The sequence below is a fragment of the Micromonospora sp. NPDC004540 genome (genome assembly GCF_040610095.1).
Classification (GTDB): domain Bacteria; phylum Actinomycetota; class Actinomycetes; order Mycobacteriales; family Micromonosporaceae; genus Micromonospora.
This window is the reverse complement of record NZ_JBEXLR010000001.1, coordinates 138681-160152: the sequence shown is the minus strand read 5'-3', so window position 1 is coordinate 160152 and position 21472 is coordinate 138681. Positions and strand designations below refer to the sequence as shown.

The following is a 21472-nucleotide window of genomic DNA, read 5'->3' as shown; positions in this document are numbered from 1 at the left end:
GGAACCGCGCGACCAGCTCGGCCAGGCCGACGCGGGCGGGCGGACGCTTACGCACGGTCCACGTTGCGATTACCCGCGGGCCCACTTGGTTCCACGATTCGACCAGGTCAGAGACCGGGATCTTCGCGGTGACGATCGAGGAGACCAGGTGCCGTTGTTCCTTCGTCAGGTACGGCGCATCCGCCACAAGCTCGATACGCGGACCGACCTCCTCGGCCCCGGGCCGGCGGAACACGGCCAGGCGGTCGGTGACCGGCCGGGCGGCCCGTTGAATCGACCACGCGGCCCGCTGTACGCGCTCGGGAAGCCACCGGATGACCGGTTCTACGTGCTCGCCATACCAGCGCCGGACCGCCTCCTCGGCCGGGCTCAGCGGCTTCGCCAGTCGCGGCGTGAGGTTCCCCAACGTCGGGTCTACGTGCAACCGCACCTGACCGGGCTCGCGGCCGAGGGCCGGGGCCAGGGCGGCCAACGTCGGGGCCACGTACTCCCGGCGGAACCTCCGGGCGACCAGGCGGCGACGGGCCCGGTACGCGACCACGGCGGCGGCCGAGGCGAGGGCCGCGCCGGTCTGGTCCGGGTAGGCGGCCGTCAGGGCGGCCACGGCCGGGACGCCGAGGCGGACAGCTTGGCGCTGGTACCCGGTCCAGCGGCCAGCGCCGCGGGTCCGGTAGGCGTAGCCGGTGCGGCCGTCCAGGGGGCGACCGGAGACGTAGCGGTAGACGACACGGGAGACCGTGTGGCGGCGGCGTAGGCGACGGATCACGCGCTCCAACTCGGTCATGCCGTCACCGCCGCGAGGGCCGGGACTGACGTCGCGACAGTCGGGCGGGGCCAGTGGCGCTGACACGTCCGGACCGACACGCCGAGGGCGGCGGCGACAGTCGCGGGCGTCGCGCCAGCGTCACGGGCGGCGGACCGGATCGCGTCGGCGGCCGACTGTCGCGACGGCGGGCGGGGCGTCGCCTTCGGCCGAGGCGTCGCGACAGGACTGGGCGTCACGTCGGCGGCCCGCCCAACGTCCGCCCGGCCGTTGTCGGCGACAGTGGACGCGACCAGCGACGGGGCGGGGACGGGCGGCGACACGTCCGCCCGGGCGGCCGGGGCCGGGGTCGGCGTCGCGACAGGCGCACGCCCGGCACGCGCCAGGACCTCGACCGTCAGGAGTAGGGCGACGGCGGGCCAGGCCGACACGACACGGGCGGTCGCGTCAGGCGCGGCGGCCATGACGTTAGCCGCCAGCGACGCGGCGACACCGGTCAGGAACGCGGCCCAGGCGGACGCCTTCGACCGGCGGCCGTCGCCGAGGGCGAGCGTCGCGACAAGGATCATGCCGTCGACCGATAGCGGGAGGAGGGCCGCCAGTAGCGGCGACTGGCCCGCGTCCAGGGCGACCGTCCTCATGTGGTCGTAGCTCGCGATCGCAGCGATCACGGTCACGGCGATCGTTCCGGCGAGGGAAGCAAAGCGGCGCGCGTTCATCGGTTGACCTCCCGGACGGTGGCGCGAACGGTGGCAGGGCTGGCGTCGTCGCGGCCGGCGGCACGGATCGCCGGGCCGTATTCGTCCGCGTGGCGGTGGACCAGGTGCCGGGCCACGGCGAACGGGGCGAGCATCACGGCGGGGCCGACGGTGACGACGGCGACCAGGGCGACGGCGGCGGTCTCGGTCATCGCGCACCGGCCAGGGCCTCGGACCTGCACGGCGCGCAGTGGGCGGCGGTCTGGCCGACGTGGCGCGGGCACCGCTGGACCTCGCGCGGCGGCGGGAGGGCGGCCCCTCGGCGTTCGGGGTACGGGTACGGCCTCGGCGAGGGGTTCGGGTTTTTGCTCTTGGGAAGGAATCGACGCCAGTCCCGCGCGGCTACGCGCGGCTTCCCGGCTTCGGATTGAACTTCGGTAGACCTTTGGGTGACAGCCAGGGCGTCACCCCCGGCGGCGGGAATGTCACCCCCGGCGGCGGGAATGTCACCCCGCGCGGCCGTGGTGTCACCCCCGCCGAGGACCAGGCGGTAAACGCGGGTCGCGATCCCGGCGACCTTCCGCGCGATCAGTCGGCCGACCTCGACCAGGCGGCGCAACGCGCGCTGTACGGTCCGCTCCGAGCATCCGACGTACTCGGCGATCGTCTGGACCGACGGCCACGCGTCCCCGTCGGCGTTCGCATGGGCGACGATCGCGACCAGGACCAGCCGGTCAGTCTTCGGGAGGTCGTGAGACGCGCGGAGAGCGTCCTTCACGGCGGCAGCGCCGCCCGCGTAGCGGGTAGAGTCCGACATAGCCGAGGTCCTCTCGGTCAGGCCCCGGGTAACGGCGTTGGCACGCCGCCGGGGCCGATTTGTAGGTGTCGGGACCCCTTCGCGAGAACCTTTCTGCTCGGACGTCCCGGCGAGAAGCAGCGGAAGGGCGACGTTCTCCGCTGCGGTCAGCTCGGCGACGAGCTGGCCGAACTGGAAGAGCACCCCGAACTCGGTGCGCCGCAGCCGGGACCGGGCCGACTCCGACCACTCGTCGATCCGCTCGCCGCGCCAGGTGACCTGCCCGGCGTCGGGACGCAGGATGCCGGCGAGGCAGTGCAGCAGGGTGGACTTGCCGCAGCCACTCGGGCCGGTGACGGCGAGGATCTCGCCCTCGGCGACGTCGAGCGTCACGCCGCGCAGGGCCGGCGTCCTCCCGTACGCCCGGACCACGCCGCGCGCCTGAAGAAAGCTCACGAGTGCACCTCCCGGTGCCAGTCGGCGACCCGCTCGAGGGTGGTGTGCAGCCACCGCAGGTCGGCGTCGAGATGGGCGATGGCGAAGTCGGCCGCGATCACCTCGTCGAGGCCGGCCGCGGGGGCGGTCTTCACCGCGGTCAGCTCGCGCAGCCGCTCGGTGTGCGCCCGACGCTGGGCGATCAGGTAGGCACGGGCCCGCTCGGCGTCGGCCACCATGAGCGCGACCACCACCTTGGCGAAGAGGGTGCTCGCCACGTACGGCATCGGTGGCTCGACGGTGGCCAGCCACCGGTCGAGCGCGACCCGCCCCTCCCCGGTGAGCGCGTAGGACGTGCGGTCGGGGCCACCCTCGCGGTCCTGGCCGGCCGGGGTCACCAGGCCGTCCCGCTGGAGCCGCGCCAGGGTGGCGTAGACCTGCCCGAAGGCGAGCGGCCGGGCCCGGGGCAGCCGCTCGTCGTGGGCGCGCTTCAGCTCGTAGCCGTGCCGGGGACCGCGCGCGAGCAGCCCGAGCAGTACGTGCTGAGTGGACACGGCACTCACTATTCATTGAGCGAATAGTGGTGTCAAGAGCGGCCCGCGCGGCGTGCTGCCGCACGGGCCGGTCGGGTCAGGGCGTCCAGGCGGGATCGCGGCCGGTCCGGCCGAGCAGGGCGTCCAACGTGGTGGGCTCGGCGCTGGTCGGTACGGGCTCGCCGAAGGCGCCCATCTTCTGCCCGGTGTCGCCCATCCGGTCCATGAAGCCGTGCCCCGCCGTCAGCACCGCCGGGTCGGCCTCCAGCCGCTGGCCGGTCGCCCGGGCCAGGTCCCAGCCGTGCACGGTGAGGTCGATCAGGGCCATCTGGCCGACGGTCTCCTGCGGCAGGCCCATGCCCGGCGAGACGCCCTCCAGCGCTGCCGGGTCCGCCCACGCCCGCGTCAGGCGGTCGGCCTCGGTCGCGAACCGGTCCCGCCAGCCCTCGGTCAGGTGGTCGGTCTTGGCCGCCCAGTCGACCTCCCGCCGGCGCGCCAGGTCCTGGAAGTTGACCACCACGTCGAAGAGGTGGTTGAGCAGGTCGCGCACCGTGTAGTCGCGGCACGGGGTGGGCAGGCCGAACTGATCGTCGGAGATGCCCTGGACCACCGCCGACGTGCGGGGCGCGGCGACGGCCAGCAACTCACTAGTCTTCGTGGTCATAGGGACCAGCGTATGAGGGCGGTCTTGAAGAAATGCGACACGAACCGCGGCGGGACAGCCGGGGGATCCTCGACCCCGGCCGGCTCCGGCGGCGCGTCCACTTCCGGCGCCGGCTGCCCGCCCCGGCGCTGCGCCCCTGGGTCGAGCACTACTGGCTGATCGACTGGGTGCTGACCGAACCGTTCGACCAGCGGGTCGTCCCGCACCCGGCGGTCAACGTGGTGTTCCAGGCCCAGGACGGCGGAGCGGAGCACGGCGTCCTCGCCGGCGTGGACACCGGCCTGTTCACGGTCACCCTGCACGGCACCGGCCGGGTCACCGGGGTGCAGTTCCGCCCGGGTGGCTTCCGCCCCTTCTGGCGCCGCCCGGTGGCCGAGCTGACCGGCCGGCGCCTCCCGCTGCCTGCCGGAGCGCCGCCGGCCGGCGCCGCCCCGACCGGACCGTTCGCCGCCGGGCCGGTCTGTCCGGGCACCGACGAGCAGCGGTGCGGCCGGCTGGACGATCTGCTCACCGCCTGGCAACCGCTGCCCGACCCGCTCACCGCCGAGGCCACCGCCCTGGTCGAGGAGATCCGCGCCGACCGGTCCGTCCTGCGCGTCGACGACTTCGCCCGGCGGCACGGGGTCTCGACGCGGCGGCTCCAGCGGCTCTTCCTGGACCACGTCGGCGTCGGTCCGAAGTGGGTGATCCGCCGCTACCGGCTCCAGGAGGCGATCGAGCAGGCCGCCGCCGGGCCGCTGGACTGGGCGCGGGTCGCCGCCGATCTGGGGTACGCCGATCAGGCCCACCTGGTCCGCGAGTTCACCGCGGTGGCCGGGGTGTCGCCGGCCGCGTACGCCCGCTCGCTGGCGGCCTCGCGCGGCGGGTGACCGGGCTCAGCGGCGGCGGACGGCGACCACCGCGACGTCGTCGTGGATCTCCGGCGGCGCCAGCTCGACCAGCAGCCGCTGGCAGAACTGGTCGAGGTCGTCGTCGACCCGCTCGGCGACCGCGCCGAGCGCCGCCATGCCCTCGTCGATGGTGGCATCCCGCCGCTCGATCAGCCCGTCGGTGTAGAGGACCATCGTGGCCCCGGCCGGCAGCACGAACTCCAGGTCCGGCGGGCGGGGCGCGCGCACCCCGAGCAGCGGGGCGGAGTGCTGCACGAACTCGATCCGCCCGTCGCTGCTGATCAGGGCCGGCAGGTGCCCGGCGCTGGCCAGCCGGATCAGCCCGCTGGCCGGGTGGAGCAGCAGCACGCAGATGGTGGCCAGCTCGGTCGGCAGCAGGGTGCGCATCAGCTCGTTGACCCGGTCCAGGATCACTCCGGGCGGATGCCCCTCGACCGCGTACGCGCGTACCGCGTGCCGCAGCTCGGCCATCACCGTGGCGGCGTGCAGGGAGTGCCCGGCCACGTCGCCGATCGCCACCAGCAGGTGCCCGTCGAGCATCACCAGCTCGTAGAAGTCGCCGCCCACCTCGGTCTGGGCGCTCGCCGGCTCGTAGCGGACGGCCAGGTCGAGGCCGGCGATCTCGGGCAGCCGGCGGGGCAGCAGGCTGCGCTGGAGGGTCACCGCGATGCGGTGCTCCTGGTCGAAGGAGCGCTGTGCCTCCACGGCCGAGGCGACGGCCTGGGCGAGCTGCACCAGCACCGGGGTCCGTACGGTCTGGGTGGCGGTCGGCACCACCACGTAGAGCGGGGCCCGGTCCTCCCGGAGCCGGGCGGCGCCCACGGTCACCGTGTCGCCGGCGGGCCAGGCGGTCAGATCCCAGTCGCCCGGTTCGTCGACCCGGACCCGGGTGCCGATCGGCTGCCCGGTGTCGTCCAGCGTCCACGGCACGATCACCGGCGGCGACTCCGGCCCGGCGGCCACCCCGGCCAGGCAGTCCCCGTCGAACGTCTCCGCGACCACCGCCGCCGGGCTCTTGAAGATCCGCGCCGCCCCGGCCGCCGCCGCCTCCAGCAGCCGGACGAAGTTCGGCGCGGCGTGCATCTCCACGGTGGCGTCGGCCAGCGCGGCCAGCCGCTCGGCGAGCAGTTCGGCCCGCTGCCGGGCCTGGTAGTAGCGGAGCACCGCGTGCGCGGTGGCGACCAGTTCCTCCGGCTCGATCGGCTCGGCCAGGTACGCGTCCGCGCCCCGGGTCAGCCCCTGCGCCCGGTCCACCACGTCCACGGCGTGCGCCGAGACGTGGATGACCGGGGTCGACGGGCGGAAGTCCTTGATCAGCTCGCAGACCTCGAAGCCGCTCATGTCCGGCAGCCGGACGTCGAGCACCACCAGGTCGACCGGGTCCTTGCGCACCCGGTCCAGCGCCTCGGCGCCGTTCTCCGCCTCAAGGGTCGCGAAGCCCGCCCGGGTCAGCCAGCTCACGAGCAGGTATCGCTTCGGACCGCTGTCGTCGACCACCAGTACGGTCGCCGGCCCGCCCTCCACCGTCACGCTCCGCCCACGGGAAGGACCACGGTGAAGGTGCTGCCCCGGCCCGGTTCGCTGGTCAGCTCCAGGGTCCCGCCGAGCAGGGTGACCAGCCGCCGCGCGTACGGCAGGCCGAGGCCGGTGCCGCCGACCCGGGTCGTGCCCGGCACCTGGTAGAACTCCTCGAAGATCCGCTCGTGCAGCTCGGCCGGGATGCCCGCGCCGGTGTCGGTGACCGACAGCGACCAGAGGTCGCCCCGGCGTTCCGCCCGCAGCCGCACCTCGCCCCGCTCGGTGAACTTGAGACCGTTGTGCAGCAGGTTGCGCAGCACCTGGGCGAGCAGCACCTCGTCCGAGCGGACCGTCGCCGGGGCCGGCGGCTCCTCCACCACCAGCTCCACCCCCGGCCGGGTGGCCAGCGCCCGCAGCGTGCCGCGGAGCTGCCCGAAGAGCCCACGCAGGTCCACCTCGGCCCAGTTCGGCTCGAGCCGGCCGGACTCGGCCTTGGCCAGGTCGAGCAGCTCGTTGACCAGGCCGAGCAGGTCGGCCGCGGACGACCGGATCAGCCCCACCTGCCGGGCCTGCTCGGCCGTGATCGGGTCGGAGGCGGAGTCGGCGAGCAGCCGGGCCAGCCCGATGATCGCGGTCACCGGGGCGCGCAGCTCGTGGCTCACGTTGGCCAGGAACCGGCTCTTCGACTCGCTGGCCGCGCGGAGCTGGGCGGACTTCTCGTCCAGCTCGGCGTAGAGCGCCACCACGCCGCGGTTGGTCTCCTCCAGCTCCTCGGTGAGCTGGTTGTAGAGCGCCATCACGCCCCGGTTGGTCTCCTGGAGCTCGGAGTTGAGCACCTCCAGCTCGTCGCGATGGCTGCGCACCTCGTCGAGGGCGGCGATGAGCTGCGCGTTCTGCGCGGCCAACTCGTCCAGCACGGTGCCCGGAGCGCTGCTGGCCAGCTCGGCCCGGAGCTGGTCGAGACGCTCCGGCGTCAGCGGCAGCGCCTGGGCGGGGACACGTCGGGACATCCTCACGACCGTATCCCCCCCGTCGGTCACCACGCCCAGCATGTCCACGAGACGCGCCACCGCGCCGGACTCCGGCTCGTACCGGCCTCCCGGCAGTGGACGGGCCGGGGCCAGGTCGACCCGGAGCACCGGCTGGCCGGTGCGGGCGTCGACGACGACCGCGAAGGTGACGTCCGCGCCGTCGACCGTGCGCAACAGGTCGCGGGCCACCTCGCTGAGCGCGGTGGCCAGGCGTACCTGGTCCTGGTGCTCCAGCCCGACGGCGGCGGCCACCTCCCGGCCGCGCTGCCGGACCAGGAAGATGTCGTGCTCCACCCGGAGCGCCATCTGCAGCAGCGGGTTGGGGGCGGACGGCGTGGTCACGGGTCCGCCCGGGCGACCAGGACGCAGGCGTCGTCGCGGCGGACCCCGGCGTCGCGGAGCAGGGTGGCGGCGGCCAGCAACGGCGTACGGCCGGTCAGGCCCGGGTAGTCGGCCAGGTCCCAGCGGTCCACCACGCCGTCGCTGTGCATCACCAGGGTCGCTCCGGGCGGGAACGGGTAGTCGTACTCCCGCACCGAGGGGCGCTGGTGTCCGGCGATGCCGGGCAGCGAGACGAGGCCCCGCCGTCGCTCGCCCGTGGCCACGATCATGGCTGCGATGTTGCCCAGCCCGGCGTACCGCAGCAAGCGCGACACGGGATCCGGTTCGGCCACCGCCAGCGCGGCGCCGCGGGTGTGCGCGATGGCCCGGTGCAGGTGCTGCACCACGGTGCCCGGCGGCCCGGCCGGCGCGGTCCGGAACGCGGCCACCGCAGCTCCGCTCGCGGCGGCGGCCAGCGGGCCATGCCCCAGGCCGTCGCAGACCAGCACCTGCCGCCGGCCGTCGACCACCCGCACCGCGTACGCGTCGCCGCTGACCTGCTCGCCGGTGATCGGCCGGGCCAGCGCGCCGGCCCAGTCCGGTTCGGGGGCCGGACCGTCCCAGACCTGGACGGTCAGCACCGTGCCCCGGCCGGGCAGCGAGTAGCCGTCGAACCGGCTCGCCTGCCGGACGATCGCGCCGAGGCCGATGCCGAGGGTGCCGGTGGTGGAGTGGCCGTCCGCCGAGGAGAGGGCGAGGTCGGCCATGCCGGGGCCGGAGTCGATCGTCACCAGCTCCACCCCGGCCCGCCCGCCGCGGCGTACCGGGCGGAGCAGCAGGTTGCCCTCCTGGGCGTGCTTGACCAGGTTGCTGGTGATCTCGGCGGTCACGATGGCCAGGTCGGCGACGCGCGACTCGCCGAGTTCCACCTGCCGGCCGAGCCGCTCGGCGGCCCGCCGCACACTGCTCGCCGTGGCGCCGCTCTCCACGCGGAACCAGAGACCGTGGTCGGCGACCACGTCGGCGGTCATCGGGACCACTTGGTGATGGTGATCCGGGTGCCCTCACCCACGGCGGTCCAGATGTCGAAGTCGTCGACCAGCCGGCGGGCGCCGCTGAGCCCCAGGCCCAGCCCGCCGCCGGTGGTGAAGCCGTCGGTGAAGGCCTGGTCGAGGTCGGGGATGCCCGGCCCCTGGTCGGCGAAGACGATGCGGACCCCGCGCCGGCGGCCGTCCTCGACGGTGGCCACCTCGGCGCTGCCCCCGCCGCCGTAGATCAGCGTGTTACGGGCCAGCTCGCTGGCGGCGGTGACCAGCTTGGTCTGGTCGACCAGTGACAGCTTGACCGCGACGGCGGTGGTACGCACCAGCTGCCGCACCCGCACCACGTCCTCGTCGCTGCGGATCGCCTGGGTGGCCGGCACTCCCAGGTCGACGCCGGCGGTCATGGCGTGGCCGTCGTCTCGGGGTTCTCGTCGACGTCCGCCTCGTCCCACTCGTCGCCGCGGGTGGCCGCGATCAGCTCCATGCCCCGCTCGACGTTCAGCGCGGTGCGGATGCCGTTGAGCGACAGGCCCAGCTCGACCAGGGTGATGGCGACGGCGGGACGCATTCCGACCACCACCGTCTCGGCGTCCAGCACCTTGGAGATGGACGCGATGGTGGAGAGCATCCGGCCGACGAAGGAGTCGACGATGTCCAGCGCCGTGATGTCGATGATCACGCCGTGCGAGCCGGTGGCGACGATCCGCTCGGCCAGGTCCTCCTGGAGCTGGATCGCCGTCTGGTCGGACATGTCGACCTGGATGGACACCAGCAGGATGTCACCGATCTTGAGGATCGGCACCCGCTCCATCAGACCTCCCGGCGTGCGCGTCGGGAGGTGGTCTCCACGCCGGTCAGGCGCAGCACGTGGCGCAGCGCGTCGGCCAGGCTCGCCTTGGTGGCGATGTCGCCGAACTCGATGCCGAGGGCGACGATCGTCTGGGCGATCTGCGGCCGGATGCCGGAGATGATGCAGTCGGCGCCCATCAGCCGGGCGGCCACCACGGTCTTGAGGATGTGCTGGGCGACCTGCGTGTCCACCGCCGGCACGCCGGTGATGTCGATGATCGCGTAGGGCGAGCCGGTGTCGACCAGGGTCTGGAGCAGCCGCTCCATCACCACCTGGGCGCGGGCCGAGTCGAGGGTGCCGACCAGCGGAACGGCGACCACGCCCTCCCACAGCTTCACCACCGGCGTGGAGAGCTCCAGCAGCTGCTCCGCCTGGTCGGCGATCAGGCCCTCGCGGGCACGCACGAAGGTCTCGAAGGTGAACAGCCCCATCTGGTCGATCAGGGCGGAGAAGGCGACGAAGTCGCGGAGGGTGCCCGCGTCCTGGCCCTCCTCCATCAGCTCCAGCAGCACATCCTTGAGCGCGAACACGCTGATCGCGGTCTCGGTGGCGCTGAAGCCCTGCCGGGCCCGGCTGGCGGAGAGTTCGGCCAGCACGGCCCGCACCTCGCCGCCGTGCTCGTCGGCCAGGTCGGTGAAACCGTGCTGGCCGGCGTCGACCAGGCTCCGGTGCAGCTCCCGCACCTGCCGCGACAGTTCCGCCTGGCTGAGACGACCGCGCAGCGAGCTGGCCACGATCTCCGTCCAGCGCACGATCAGCCGGTCGGCGTGCTCACTCAGCAGGCGGGCGAGCCGACCACTCTGTTCGGCGCTCAACGCCATGGTGACCTCCCTGAACTCTGGACGGGCGGACTCTATCACCGGAGCTGACGGGCTACTTGTCACGAGGCAAAGGAATGATCGACGGCACCCTTCTCGGCTCCCGTTCTGCACGCTGCCAGCTTCGTGGGATACCGTTCCACCGAACACAGGAGGTCGACGAATGTCCCTGACGGTGCACACGGAACAGCGCGGCGACGTGGTCGTCGTGTCGGTCGCGGGCGAGCTGGACATGGCGACGGCACCGCAGCTCCAGGACCAGATCACGGACCTGCTGGACAAGGGGCGCAACCGCCTCGTGTTCGACCTGGCCGAGGTGTCGTTCTGCGACTCCACCGGGCTGTCGGTGTTCGTCCGCGCCAAGAACAGCTGCGACGAGGCCGGCGGCGTGGTCCGGCTGGCCGCCCCGCAGCGCGGCGTGCTCCGCATCCTGGAGGTCAGCGGCCTGGTCGAGGTGCTGCACACCTACCCGACCGTGGAGCAGGCCGTGGCGGGCGACCCCACGCCGGCCTCCTCCTGACCGCTCCCCTCAGCGCTCGTCCTCGATGTGCCGGGGACGGGCGATCACCATGCCCGCCGCCGTCTGCACGGCGAGGGCCACCAGCAGGAAGCCGATCGGCGCGGTCCAGCCGCCGGTCGCCTCGTAGAGGATGCCGACCAGCAGCGGGCCGAGCGCGGCGATCACGTAGCCGGTGCTCTGCGCGAAGGCGGACAGCGCCACCGTGCCCTCGGCGGTGCGGGCGCGCAGCCCGATCGTGGTCAGGATCAGCGGGAACGCGCCCTGGCCGAGGGCCAGCAGCAGCACCCAGAGCGGCGCGAGGCCGTGCGGCGCGAGCGCCAGGCCGACGTACGCGGCCGTGGAGAAGACGGTCAGCGACAGCACCAGCGGGCGCAGCGTCGGCAGCCGGCCGGCGAGGGTCGGCATCATGAGCGCCACCGGCACGCCGAGCGCGGTCACCCCGGCGAGCAGCAGGCCGGCCGCCTCCGGCGCGTAGCCGGCGTCCCGGAAGAGCTGGGCCAGCCAGCCCATGATCGCGTACCCGCTGAGCGACTGCGCCCCGAAGTAGACCGCCATGGCCCAGCCGAGCCGGGTCCGCGCCGGCCGCACCCGCGCCGGCCCGGCGCCGGCCGCCGCCGGGGTCGCCGTCCGCCGCGCGGCCCGGGCCCGCAGCGCCAGCGGCACCCACGGGAGTACGGCCACCGCGGCCAGCCCGGCCCAGACGCCGAGCCCGGCCCGCCACGAGCCGAAGGCGTGGGCCACCGGCACCGCCGAGGCGGCGGCCACCGTCGTGCCCACGGTCAGCGCCATCGTGTACGCCCCGGTGACCAGCCCGGTGCGGTGCGGGAAATGCGTCTTGACCAGCATCGGCAGCAGGATGTTCGCGACCGCGATGCCGGCCAGCGCGAGCGCGCTGGTGAGCACGAAGACCGCCGCCGAGTCGGTGACCACGCGGAGCACCTGCCCGACGGTCAGCGCCAGCATGGCCACCACCAGCACCCGTGCGGCCGGCCAGCGGCGGACCAACCACGGGGTGAGGGCGCCGAGCCCGGCGAAGGCGATGGTGGGCAGCGTGGTGACCACGCCGGCCATCGCGCCGGAGAGGCCCAGCCCGTCGCGGATCTCGTCGAGCAGGGCACCCAGGCTGGTCACCGCCGCACGCAGGTTGACCGCGACCAGGAGCATGCCGACGAGGATCAGCAGGCCGCCGTGGGCCGGGACGGCCGGGGGCGCGGGGGCGGCGGCCGGGGCCGGCCCGGGGGTCACGTCGGTGGTGGGCACGTCGGTGACGGGGGCCGCGGTGGACGTGGGTGGCGGGGTCATGACCTCGAACCTACAATCATGGGATGAATTTCGGCAGGAGTTGTAACCGGTGACACCCGCCCTCGATTCCGTCGGCGTGCCGCCGCGCGGCCACCGGGTACGGCAGACCATCGAGCAGCTCCGGGCCCGGATCCTCGGCGGGGAGTGGCCGGTGGGCGCGAAGATCCCCACCGAGCCGCAGCTCGTCGCCGCGCTGGGCGTGGGACGGAACACGGTCCGCGAGGCGGTCCGGGCGCTGGTGCACGCCGGGGTGCTGGAGTGCCGGCAGGGCTCCGGGACCTACGTGGTGTCGACCGACGAACTGGCCCCCGTGGTGGCCCGCCGGCTCACCGACGACCGGATGGCCGAGGTGATCGAGGTCCGGCGCGCCTTCGAGGTGGAGGCGGCCCGGCTCGCCGCGCTGCGGCGTACCCCGGCCGACCTGGCGGCGCTCGACGGCGCGCTCGCCACCCGGGAGGCCGCCTGGCGCGCCGGCCGGGTCGGTGAGTTCGTCGAGGCGGACGCCGCGCTGCACACCGCCGTGGTGGCCGCCGCCCACAACGCCATGCTGGCCGAGCTCTACGCCTCGGTCGGCGCCGCGCTGCGCAGCACCGTCGCCCAGGCGATGGGCGAGACCCTGGAGCCCGAGCGGTACGTGGACCACGGCCGGCTGGTCGAGGCGATCCGGGCCGGCGACCCGGCGCGGGCGGCGATCGAGGCCGGCGCTTTTCTGGAGCCCCCCTCCCGGGCATAGGTTGTGCCGGACCCCGAAAACCGGACAGCACGGGAGTGCGGATGCTCAAGGGCTTCAAAGACTTCATCATGCGCGGCAACGTCGTCGACCTGGCGGTCGGCATCGTCATCGGCGCCGCGTTCACTGGCGTGGTCACTCAGCTCACCAAGTCGTTCCTGGAACCGCTGATCAAGGCGATTGGTGGCGGTGGCCAGTTCTCCGGCTCTTGGGAGATCACCAAGGGCAACTACATGGACTGGGCCGCGTTCATCAACGCGGCGATCACCTTCCTGCTCACCGCTGCGGTGCTCTACTTCCTCGTGGTCTACCCGATGAACAAGCTCGCCGAGCGACGCAAGCGCGGCGAGGAGCCGCCGCCCGCCGCCCCCAGCGAGGAGGTCAAGCTCCTCACCGAGATCCGGGACGCGCTGCTCGCCGGCAACCACGCCACGCCGGGCCAGCGCGGCGCGCTGGACGACGTGCTCGGCCGCCGGCAGGAGCCCCCGGCCGCGCGCTGACGCCATAGCCGATCGGCCCCCGTGGGAATCCCGCGGGGGCCGACGCACGTCGAACACATGTTCGATAGAGTCCCGGCATGGAGCAGCGTAGGCACTGGTGGAACGGGAAATGGGGGCGGCTGGCCCGGCGGGACGTCTTCCTCCGGGTCGACGGCGACCGCTGGCACGTCGAGCAGCGCGCCGGCGGGGCCGAGGGGGTCTCCCAGTTCTACGAGTACGCCAGCGTCGAGGAGGCCGAGGAGACGGTCCGGGCGCTGCTGGAGGGGCCGGACACCTGGCGCGAGCTGTCCCCCCGCCCGCCGAGCGGCTGGGCCCCGTCCGTTTAGCGCCCGCGCGCCTCGGGAACCGCGCCTGTATGAGCCAGCAGCAGGACACCGTCTCCCGGGTCACCACCGGCATGCGGGTGGTCGACTCCACCGGCGTCGAGGTGGGCACCGTGGATCTCGTCCAGCGCGGCGACCCGGCCGCCGTGACCGTGCAGGCACCCGCCCCGGTGGATCCGGGCAGCAGCCTGGACGAGCTGATCGAGTCGGCGGCCGCCGAGGAGCCGGACGTCCCGGCCGACCTGGCCGCCCGGCTGCTGCGCGAGGGCTACCTCAAGGTCTCCACCGACCTGACCCGCACGGGCGCCGTCTACGTGCTGGCCGACCGGATCGCCGCGGTCACCGACGACGGCGTACGCCTCACCGTCCCCGCCGCCCAACTCCCCCCGGAGGAGTGACTTCCCGCCTACGGTGGGCGGCATGTGGATGGTGATCGGAGAGCAGGGCGGCACGCCGACCGAGGCGGCGGCCCGGGCCGCCCAGTTCGCGCACATGGCCGAGGTGACCCGGCAGAGCCCGGGCTTCGTCCGGGGCTGGTGGGGCTCGGACGAGGACGAGCCCGGCCTCGGGCACGCGCTGGTCGTGCTCGACACGCTGGAGCACGCGCGGGCACTGAAGCGGATGGTCGAGGAGAACGTCACCGGCGTGCGCCTGCGGATCATGGAGATCGGCGTCGAGGCGGAGGGCGTCGCCTGATCAGCCCACCCGGGCCGGGGCGGCCGGCTCCGGTTCCGTCACCGGCGGCGTGGTGCCGCGACGGCGGCGGAACAGCAGCAGCATCAGCCAGCCGGCGACCAGCCCCCAGAACGCGCCGCCCACGCCGAGCAGGCTCACCCCGGAGGCGGTGACCACGAGGGTGACCACGGCGGCCTCCCGGGAGTCCGGCTCGGCGACCGCCGCCGCGACCGCGCCGGCCAGCGCGCCGAGCAGCGCGAGCCCGGCCACCGCCTCGACCAGGATCGGCGGGGAGAGCAGCACCAGGGCGGTCGCCACGCCCGCGCCCAGGCCGAGCAGCGCCAGGCCGATCCCGGCGGTGACCGAGGCGATCCAGCGTCGCTCCGGGTCGGGGTGGGCGTCCGGGCCGGCGGCCAGCGCGGCGGTGATCGCGGCCAGGTTCACCGCGTGCCCACCGGCCGGCGCGCCGAGCGCGGTGGCGAGCCCGGTCACCCGCAGCGCGGAGCCCAGCGGGGCGCGGTAGCCGTAGCCGGCCAGCACGGCCGTGCCCGGCACGTTCTGCGCGGCCATGGTGACCAGGAACAGCGGCAGCGCCAGGCCGACGATCGCGGGCAGGGTCCAGGCCGGCGCGGTCAGCACGACGGCCGGAGCGGCGTCGATCCGGGCCGGCCCGGACGCGGTCAGCGCGATCGCCACCACCGCCACGGCGAGCGCGCCGGGCACCGCCCAGCGGCGGGCGAACCGGTGCAGCAGCAGCCAGGCGAGCACCACCGGCGCGGCCAGCCGGGGCACCTCGACCAGGGCCCGGACGGGCGCGGTGCAGAGCGGCAGCAGCACCCCGGCGAGCATGGCGCTGGCGATCGGCGCGGGGATCGCGGCGACCGCCCGGCCCAGTGCGGGAACGAGCCCGGCCGCGACGATCAGCAGGCCGGTGAGCAGGAACGCGCCGACCGCGGCCGGCCAGCCGCCGGGCACCGGTCCGGTGGCGACCAGCAGCGCGGCACCCGGGGTGGACCAGGCGATGGCCAGCGGCAGCCGGTGCCGCAGGCCGAGCCAGACGGCGCAGCAGCCGCTGGCGACGCACAGGGCGAGCAGCCCCGAGGCGGCCTGCGCCCGGTCCGCGCCCACCGCGCGCAGCCCGGCGAGCACGACCGTGAACGAGCTGGCGAAGCCGACCAGGGCGGTCACCACGCCGGCGAGCACGGGTTGCAGTCGACCGGCCATGCGCTCCCCCTCGTCCGCCGTTCCGTTTACGGAACGGGCCGATGTAGCACGATAGCCCCCATGGCAGCAGCCCCACCAGCCGGTGACCGGAGCGCGGAAGCCGTCGGCCGGCGGATCCGTGCCCTCCGCGAGGAGCGGGGGATCTCCCTGTCCACGCTCGCCCGGCTGGCCGGCGTCGGGAAGGCCACCCTCTCCGGGCTGGAGAACGGCACCCGCAACCCCACCCTGGAGACCCTGTACGCGATCACCGCCCAGCTCGGCGTGCCGCTCACCGCCGTGCTCTCCGCGCCGGCCGAGACGCCGACCGTACGCGGCGCCGCGGTGGGGGCCACCCTGCTGGAGGTCTTCAGCGACACCGACGCGACCTACGAGCTGTACCAGATGCGGGTCAGCCCCGGCCCGGCGCAGCTCTCCCCCGCGCACCAGGCCGGCGTCACCGAACACGTCACCGTCTTCTCCGGCGTGCTCCGCGCCGGTCCGGTGGACGCCCCGATGACCGCCGGCCCGGGCGGATATCTCCGCTGGGCCTCCGACGTGCCGCACAGCTACGCCGCCGTCGGCGACGAGGCGGTCCGGGCGAGCCTGCTGCTGCGCTACCCGCGAGTGACCACAGTGGATTCTTGATACATACCCCGTGTGCAAGTCGCCGACATTTCTTTCAGCAGACCCTGCAGTGCGTAGAGACGCGGAGCGGGTGTTCTTGGCAAGCTTGTCCCCATGACGCTCATCCTCCGCTCGGCCATCCTGAACGACGTCGGCCTCGTCCGGACCAACAACGAGGACTCCGCCCTCGCCGGCGACCGCCTGGTGGCGGTGGCCGACGGCATGGGCGGCCTCCCCGCCGGCGAGGTGGCCAGCGAGATCGTCATCCGCATCCTGGACGAGCTGACCCCGCCGACCGTGCCGGACGAGGCCGCCGACGCGCTGCGTGCCGTGGTGAGCACCGCCAACCAGCGCATCCGCGCGGCCATCACGGTCGACCCGGCCCGCGACGGCATGGGCACCACGCTCACCGCCGGCCTGCTCGCCGGCGACACCCTGGTCCTCGCCCAGGTCGGCGACTCCCGCTGCTACCTGCTGCGGGACAGCGAGCTGAGCCAGCTCACCCGGGACGACACGTTCGTGCAGGCGCTGGTCGACCAGGGCGCGCTCTCCCCCGAGCAGGCCCGCCACCACCCGCAGCGCTCGCTGGTCACCCGGGCCGTGCAGGGCTCGGACGCACCGCCGGCCGTCGGGGTGCTCACCGTGTTCGCCGGCGACCGGCTGCTGCTGTGCAGCGACGGCCTCTCCGACTACGTGGAGGACGCCGCCATCGCCTCGGCCCTGGCCACCTACGGCGACCGGCAGCAGTGCGGCGAGCAGCTGGTGAAGCTCGCCCACCAGGCCGGCGCGCCGGACAACGTCACCGTGGTGGTCTCCGACGTCTCCGAGGCCTGAGCCCGCCCGATTCCGGTTGCGCCACCCCGCGGGTCGGGTTGGGATGAACGGATGCGCATTCGCCGGTTGGCCGCCGAGGAACGCCTGACCACCAGCTTCCCGCTCCAGGCGTACGCCTTCGAGACCTCGCCGACGGCGGCGTCGCGGATCGAGGAGTTCCACGAGTACCTGCCGTACAACGCGGGCAACCGGACGCTGGTGGTCGAGGAGGACGAGGTCACCACGGCCGCCGTCTCCGCGGTCCCGATGCGGCAGAACCTGCGCGGCACCGTGCTGCCGATGGCCGGCGTCGCCGGGGTGGCCACCCACCCGCTGGCCCGCCGACGCGGGCACGTACGGACGCTGCTGCACCGGCTCCTCGACGAGATGCGGGATGAGGGGCATCCGCTGACCGCGCTCTACCCGTTCCGCGCCTCGTTCTACGAGCGCTTCGGCTACGTCGGGCTGCCCCGCCGGCGTACCGCGGTCTTCACCCCGGCAGACCTGGCCCCGCTGCTCCGCGCCGAACTCCCCGGCGAGGTGGTCTGGGAGCGGGTCGGCGCCGGCTACGAGCGGTGGCGGGCCTACACCGAACGCTGCCTGCGCGAGCGGCACGGGTTCGCGATCTTCCCCGACTTCCGGGCGGTCGGGCTGCGCGACCGGGACGACCGCTGGCTGCTCACCGCCGTCCGGGACGGCGAGACGGTGGGCGCGGTCACCTACCGGATCGACGACCACGGCGGCGCGCTGATCGCCGACGACCTGCTGGCCGGTGACCCGTACGCCCGGGCGTCGCTGCTCCAGTTCTTCGCCCGCCACGTCGACCAGGTGGAGCGGATCAGCGTCGAGCTGCCCGCCGACGAGCTGCCCGAGCTGTGGCTCACCGACCTCGCCGTGCACGTCGAGGCGCGGGTGTCCCGGCCCGGCTCACCCGCCCCGATGGCCCGGGTGCTCAGCCTGGACGCGCTCGCCGGCCGGCCTGCCGGGACCGGCCGGGTCGCCGTCGAACTGGTCGGCGACCGCTGGCTGGCCGGCGCCCACCTGCTCGACGGTGCCACCGGCACGCTGGAGGTGCTCCCCGGGGACACCGCCGCCGCGGGCACCGTGCCGGCCGCGCGGCTCACCGCCGCCGGGCTCTCCGCCCTGGCCTACGGGGTGCTCGACCCGGCCGAGGTGGCCGTGCGCGGGCTCGGCGAGGTGCCGGTCGACGCGGCCGCCGAGCTGCGCCGGATCTTCCCGCGGGCGCTGCCGTACCTGTTCGCCGACTTCTGATCGGCGTTTTCCGGCCACCGCCGGGGGTAGGGTGCTGCGGTGCCGGGTTGGGGGGAAGCGGGATTCTGGGGTCTGCTGGCCGGATCCGCGTTGCTGATCGGGGCGGTCGCCGGGTTCGCCGCGCGGGTGCCGCGCCGGATCACCGCGTCGGTCATGGCGTTCGGGGCGGGCGTGCTGCTCTCCGCGGTCTCCTTCGAGCTGCTCGCCAGGGCGCACGAGCAGGCCGGCCTGCTGCCGGTGGCGCTCGGGACGGCGGTGGGGGCGCTCGCCTACACCGGGGCGAACGTCCTGCTGGCCCGGCGCGGGGCGCGGCACCGCAAGCGCTCCGGCACCGAGCAGCCCTCCGAGCAGGAGCTGCCGGGCTCGGGTACGGCCATCGCGGTGGGCGCGCTGCTCGACGGCGTACCGGAGTCGGTGGTGATCGGCGCGAGCCTGCTGGGTGGCGGCAAGGTCAGCCTGGTCACCGTGGTCGCGGTGTTCCTCAGCAACGTGCCCGAGGGGCTGTCCAGCGCGGCGGGCATGCGCCAGGCCGGCCGTACCCGGCGCTGGATCCTCCTGCTCTGGGCGACCATCGCACTGGCCTCCGGCGTGGCCGCGCTGGCCGGGTACGCGCTTCTCGGCGGCGCCCCGCCCGCGGTGCTGGCCACCATCACCGCGCTCGCGGCCGGCGCGATCCTCGCGATGATCACCGACACCATGGTCCCGGAGGCGTTCGAGAACGCCCACCTGCTGGTCGGCCTGATCACCGTGCTCGGCTTCCTGGTCGCCTTCGCCTTCTCCCACGGCTGAGCCGGCTTAGCGCCGGGTTAAGGATTCCGCGCCGGCTCGTGCCGGAACGGGCCGCGCTCCTAGCATCGGGCGGTGCGCGTGAAGTCCGTTGTCGTCCTGCTCGTCCTCGGCCTCGCCACCGCCGCGCTGCCGGGCTGCGCCGGGGGTGAGCCGGCCGGCCCGCCCGCGCCGGCCGCCGCCACCCCGACGACCACTCCGGCCAGCACCCCGAGCGCCCGGGCCGGTCTCGGCACCGCCGGGCCCAGCGCCGCACCGTCGGCGGGCGCGTTCCGCGCCGGCAACCCGGACGGGCACGCCGCCGTGCCGGCCGAGGCGCGGGCCGTGGACACCTCGCGCCCGACGCGTACGGTCGGCATCGGCACCCCGGCGAGCTGCACCTCCGAGGCGGTGGTGCGGGCGGTGGCGGCTGGCGGGATCATCACCTTCGACTGCGGCTCGGCCCCGGTGACCATTCGGATGAAGGCGACCGCGAAGGTGGTCAACTCGCACGGCCCGCGGATCGTGCTGGACGGCGGTGGCAAGGTCACCCTGAGCGGTGGCGGCGAGCGCCGGATCCTCTACCAGAACACCTGCGATCAGGCCCAGGGCTGGACCACCTCGCACTGCCAGAACCAGGACCACCCGCAGCTCACCGTGCAGAACCTGACCTTCGCCGACGGCAACTCCACCGGCGACCGGACCGAGGGCGGCGGGGGCGGCGCGATCTTCGTACGCGGTGGCCGCCTCAAGGTGGTCAACACGCGTTTCGTGGACAACCGCTGCGACCGGACCGGCCCGGACCTCGGCGGCGCCGCGCTGCGCGTGCTCAGCCAGTACGGGAACAAGCCGGTCTACGTGGTGAACAGCAGCTTCAGCGGCGGGGTCTGCGCGAACGGCGCGGCGACCAGCAGCATCGGCGTCTCCTGGACCGTGCTGAACAGCGTCTTCCGCGACAACCGGGCGGTCGGCAGCGGCGCGAACCCGGCCCGGTCCGGCAGTCCCGGCGGCGGCAGCGGCGGCGCGATCTACTGCGACGGCAACGAGTTCACCGTGCGGATCGCCGGCACGATCATCGAGGGCAACACGGCGAACGAGGGCGGCGGCGCCGTCTTCTTCGTCAGCAACAACCGCACCGGCACGATGCGCGTCGAGAACTCGACGCTGCGCCGCAACCCCAGCAAGGGCTTCGAGACCCAGGGCTACCCCGGCATCTTCTTCCTCGGCGCCCGCCCACCCACGGTCGTCTCGTCCCGCCTGGCGCGTTGATCAGTAGGGGTTCGGGTGGCCGGGGAGGCGGGCCTTGAGGAGGGCGGTGGGCCGGCCGGGGAGGGTCGGAGCCGCCGACATCGGCGGGGAGGTGGTGCCGGTGCGGTGGGACATGCCGGCGAACAGCTCCCGGAGCGCCGTGACGCTGTCGAGCTTGGGGGTCCAGTCGAGTTCGCGCTCGGCGCGCTCGCTGGACATGAGCGGGGCATTCAGCGCCAGGTCGACCCAGCCGGTGTCCACCGGTTGCAGCCGCGCCCGCCAGGTCAGTGCCGCCGCCGCGCGCAGCACCGGGGTGGCCACCGGCACCGTCCAGCCGTGGAAGTGCCGGGCCACCAGCTCCGGGGTCAGCACCGGGTCCGCGGCCACGTTGAAGGCACCGCGTGCGTCACCCAGCACCGCCCGGGCGTACGCGTCGGCCACGTCGTCGGCGTGCACCGCCTGCATCCGCAGCCGCCGGTTCGTCGGGACCAGCGGGATCCGGCCGTACCGGAGCAGCCGCACCGGCGCCAGCGGGCCGAGGAAGTAGCGGCGGATCTCCGTACCGGCGTCCCGCTGGAAGGTCAGCCCCGGGCGCAGCCGCACCACCCGCAGCTCCGGGCGCTCCCGCTGCACGCCGTCCAGCAGCGCCTCCACCTCGGCCTTGTCCCGGCTGTACGACGACGTCTCGACCCCGGTCGCCGGCCAGTTCTCGCTCACCGGATGGTCCTTCGGGCCGGGCGCGTAGGTGCCCACCGACGAGGCGTACACCAGGGCGGGAACGCCGGCCCGGACGGTCGCCTCGATCACCGCGCGGCTGCCCCCGACGTTGGTCCGGTGCAGGACGCGCTGGTCGTGGCTGGGCTGGATCTGCCAGGCCAGGTGCACCACGGCGCGCGCCCCGGCGAAGGCCGCCGCCAGCCTCTCCACCGCGTCCGCCGCCCCGACGTCGCACGAGTGCCACTCCACCCCGTCGTACGGCTCACCGGCGTCCGGCCCGGGCAGCCGGCGGGCCACCCCGACCAGCTCCGCCCCGGACTCCCGCCGCAGCCGGCGCAGCAGCGCCGTCCCCACGTTGCCGGTCGCCCCCACGATCACGATGCGCATACCGGTGCCGTACCCACTGAAGCGGACAGCAAC

26 protein-coding genes and 2 pseudogenes are annotated in these 21472 nt (G+C 74.4%); 12 read left to right on the top strand and 16 right to left on the bottom strand.

Annotated features, from left to right (window positions below; genetic code table 11):
• From ABZV78_RS00850 to ABZV78_RS00820, 7 genes and pseudogenes are all read right to left on the bottom strand, one after another.
• Window positions 1–784: pseudogene (locus tag ABZV78_RS00850) on the bottom strand (hypothetical protein); the annotation flags it as partial.
• Window positions 781–1482, bottom strand: a complete 702-nt coding sequence (locus ABZV78_RS00845; RefSeq protein ID WP_355634675.1) for a DUF2637 domain-containing protein — start codon at window positions 1480–1482, stop codon at window positions 781–783. The gene ABZV78_RS00845 and the pseudogene ABZV78_RS00850, both read right to left, overlap by 4 nt.
• Window positions 1479–1673 (bottom strand): hypothetical protein, encoded by a 195-nt coding sequence (locus tag ABZV78_RS00840; protein WP_355634674.1) that lies wholly within the window; start codon window positions 1671–1673, stop codon window positions 1479–1481. The genes ABZV78_RS00845 and ABZV78_RS00840 overlap by 4 nt, the downstream gene beginning before the upstream one ends.
• Complete coding sequence (locus ABZV78_RS00835; protein WP_355634692.1) at window positions 1670–2278, bottom strand: helix-turn-helix domain-containing protein; 609 nt, start codon at window positions 2276–2278, stop codon at window positions 1670–1672. The genes ABZV78_RS00840 and ABZV78_RS00835 overlap by 4 nt, the downstream gene beginning before the upstream one ends.
• Window positions 2279–2713, bottom strand: a pseudogene (locus ABZV78_RS00830) (ATP-binding cassette domain-containing protein); the annotation flags it as partial.
• Entirely contained in the window at window positions 2710–3246 is a 537-nt protein-coding gene (locus tag ABZV78_RS00825) for a PadR family transcriptional regulator (protein WP_355634673.1), read from the bottom strand. The gene ABZV78_RS00825 and the pseudogene ABZV78_RS00830, both read right to left, overlap by 4 nt.
• 76 nt (window positions 3247–3322) lie before the next feature.
• Entirely contained in the window at window positions 3323–3889 is a 567-nt protein-coding gene (locus tag ABZV78_RS00820) for a TIGR03086 family metal-binding protein (protein ID WP_355634672.1), read from the bottom strand.
• A gap of 32 nt (window positions 3890–3921) precedes the next feature.
• Between ABZV78_RS00820 and ABZV78_RS00815 the strand changes: the two genes are divergently transcribed.
• Window positions 3922–4758, top strand: a complete 837-nt coding sequence (locus tag ABZV78_RS00815; protein ID WP_355634671.1) for an AraC family transcriptional regulator — start codon at window positions 3922–3924, stop codon at window positions 4756–4758.
• A gap of 6 nt (window positions 4759–4764) precedes the next feature.
• On the opposite strand, the gene ABZV78_RS00810 is transcribed toward ABZV78_RS00815, so the two are convergent.
• Genes ABZV78_RS00810 through ABZV78_RS00785 form a run of 6 tightly spaced genes read right to left on the bottom strand, consistent with a single transcriptional unit; the run spans window position 4765 to window position 10363 of the window.
• A complete protein-coding gene (locus ABZV78_RS00810) occupies window positions 4765–6303 on the bottom strand; it encodes a SpoIIE family protein phosphatase (RefSeq protein WP_355634691.1) in 1539 nt (512 codons plus the stop codon).
• A 2-nt stretch (window positions 6304–6305) separates the two neighbouring features.
• Window positions 6306–7634: a sensor histidine kinase gene (locus ABZV78_RS00805; protein ID WP_355634690.1), complete on the bottom strand. Its 1329-nt coding sequence runs from the start codon at window positions 7632–7634 to the stop codon at window positions 6306–6308.
• A 32-nt stretch (window positions 7635–7666) separates the two neighbouring features.
• Window positions 7667–8680, bottom strand: coding sequence for a SpoIIE family protein phosphatase (locus ABZV78_RS00800; protein ID WP_355634689.1), 1014 nt, complete (start codon window positions 8678–8680; stop codon window positions 7667–7669).
• Window positions 8677–9096 carry an ATP-binding protein gene (locus ABZV78_RS00795; RefSeq protein WP_355634670.1) on the bottom strand — a complete coding sequence of 140 codons (420 nt, stop codon included), beginning with the start codon at window positions 9094–9096 and terminating at the stop codon, window positions 8677–8679. The genes ABZV78_RS00800 and ABZV78_RS00795 overlap by 4 nt, the downstream gene beginning before the upstream one ends.
• A complete protein-coding gene (locus tag ABZV78_RS00790; protein ID WP_355634669.1) occupies window positions 9093–9503 on the bottom strand; it encodes an STAS domain-containing protein in 411 nt (136 codons plus the stop codon). The genes ABZV78_RS00795 and ABZV78_RS00790 overlap by 4 nt, the downstream gene beginning before the upstream one ends.
• Window positions 9503–10363, bottom strand: coding sequence for an STAS domain-containing protein (locus ABZV78_RS00785; RefSeq protein WP_355634668.1), 861 nt, complete (start codon window positions 10361–10363; stop codon window positions 9503–9505). Before ABZV78_RS00785 ends, ABZV78_RS00790 begins: the two co-directional genes overlap by 1 nt.
• Before the next feature lie 160 nt (window positions 10364–10523).
• On the opposite strand from ABZV78_RS00785, the gene ABZV78_RS00780 reads away from it, so the two are divergent.
• Window positions 10524–10880, top strand: a complete 357-nt coding sequence (locus tag ABZV78_RS00780; protein ID WP_091315546.1) for an STAS domain-containing protein — start codon at window positions 10524–10526, stop codon at window positions 10878–10880.
• A 9-nt stretch (window positions 10881–10889) separates the two neighbouring features.
• Here ABZV78_RS00780 and ABZV78_RS00775 read toward each other — a convergent pair whose 3' ends face one another.
• Window positions 10890–12044 carry an MFS transporter gene (locus ABZV78_RS00775; RefSeq protein WP_355634688.1) on the bottom strand — a complete coding sequence of 385 codons (1155 nt, stop codon included), beginning with the start codon at window positions 12042–12044 and terminating at the stop codon, window positions 10890–10892.
• A 187-nt stretch (window positions 12045–12231) separates the two neighbouring features.
• Here ABZV78_RS00775 and ABZV78_RS00770 point away from each other — a divergent pair, with 187 nt between their 5' ends.
• The 5 genes from ABZV78_RS00770 (at window position 12232) to ABZV78_RS00750 (ending at window position 14431) form a co-directional block, all read left to right on the top strand.
• A complete protein-coding gene (locus ABZV78_RS00770) occupies window positions 12232–12915 on the top strand; it encodes a FadR/GntR family transcriptional regulator (protein WP_355634667.1) in 684 nt (227 codons plus the stop codon).
• A 41-nt stretch (window positions 12916–12956) separates the two neighbouring features.
• The gene (gene mscL / locus ABZV78_RS00765; protein WP_355634666.1) at window positions 12957–13412 is read left to right on the top strand and encodes a large conductance mechanosensitive channel protein MscL; all 456 of its coding nucleotides are present in this window, start codon (window positions 12957–12959) and stop codon (window positions 13410–13412) included.
• 77 nt (window positions 13413–13489) lie between these two features.
• Window positions 13490–13738, top strand: a complete 249-nt coding sequence (locus ABZV78_RS00760) for a hypothetical protein (protein ID WP_355634665.1) — start codon at window positions 13490–13492, stop codon at window positions 13736–13738.
• A 29-nt stretch (window positions 13739–13767) separates the two neighbouring features.
• Window positions 13768–14133, top strand: a complete 366-nt coding sequence (locus ABZV78_RS00755) for a hypothetical protein (RefSeq protein ID WP_355634664.1) — start codon at window positions 13768–13770, stop codon at window positions 14131–14133.
• Window positions 14134–14155: 22 nt separating this feature from the next.
• On the top strand, window positions 14156–14431 hold the full coding sequence (locus ABZV78_RS00750; protein ID WP_355634663.1) for a hypothetical protein: 276 nt from the start codon (window positions 14156–14158) through the stop codon (window positions 14429–14431).
• Here the strand turns inward: ABZV78_RS00750 and ABZV78_RS00745 are convergent, their stop codons facing one another.
• The gene (locus ABZV78_RS00745) at window positions 14432–15634 is read right to left on the bottom strand and encodes a benzoate/H(+) symporter BenE family transporter (RefSeq protein ID WP_355634662.1); all 1203 of its coding nucleotides are present in this window, start codon (window positions 15632–15634) and stop codon (window positions 14432–14434) included. It abuts the gene before it with no gap.
• 60 nt (window positions 15635–15694) lie between these two features.
• On the opposite strand from ABZV78_RS00745, the gene ABZV78_RS00740 reads away from it, so the two are divergent.
• The 5 genes from ABZV78_RS00740 (at window position 15695) to ABZV78_RS00720 (ending at window position 20356) form a co-directional block, all read left to right on the top strand.
• Window positions 15695–16258, top strand: a complete 564-nt coding sequence (locus ABZV78_RS00740) for an XRE family transcriptional regulator (protein WP_355634661.1) — start codon at window positions 15695–15697, stop codon at window positions 16256–16258.
• Between the two features lie 93 nt (window positions 16259–16351).
• Window positions 16352–17071, top strand: a complete 720-nt coding sequence (locus ABZV78_RS00735; RefSeq protein WP_355634660.1) for a protein phosphatase 2C domain-containing protein — start codon at window positions 16352–16354, stop codon at window positions 17069–17071.
• 51 nt (window positions 17072–17122) lie between these two features.
• Complete coding sequence (locus ABZV78_RS00730) at window positions 17123–18322, top strand: GNAT family N-acetyltransferase (protein WP_355634659.1); 1200 nt, start codon at window positions 17123–17125, stop codon at window positions 18320–18322.
• A gap of 39 nt (window positions 18323–18361) precedes the next feature.
• Window positions 18362–19111 carry a ZIP family zinc transporter gene (locus ABZV78_RS00725; RefSeq protein ID WP_355634658.1) on the top strand — a complete coding sequence of 250 codons (750 nt, stop codon included), beginning with the start codon at window positions 18362–18364 and terminating at the stop codon, window positions 19109–19111.
• Between the two features lie 72 nt (window positions 19112–19183).
• Window positions 19184–20356, top strand: a complete 1173-nt coding sequence (locus ABZV78_RS00720) for a hypothetical protein (RefSeq protein WP_355634657.1) — start codon at window positions 19184–19186, stop codon at window positions 20354–20356.
• On the opposite strand, the gene ABZV78_RS00715 is transcribed toward ABZV78_RS00720, so the two are convergent.
• Window positions 20357–21439 carry an NAD-dependent epimerase/dehydratase family protein gene (locus ABZV78_RS00715; protein ID WP_355634656.1) on the bottom strand — a complete coding sequence of 361 codons (1083 nt, stop codon included), beginning with the start codon at window positions 21437–21439 and terminating at the stop codon, window positions 20357–20359. It abuts the gene before it with no gap.
• Window positions 21440–21472 lie beyond the last annotated feature (33 nt).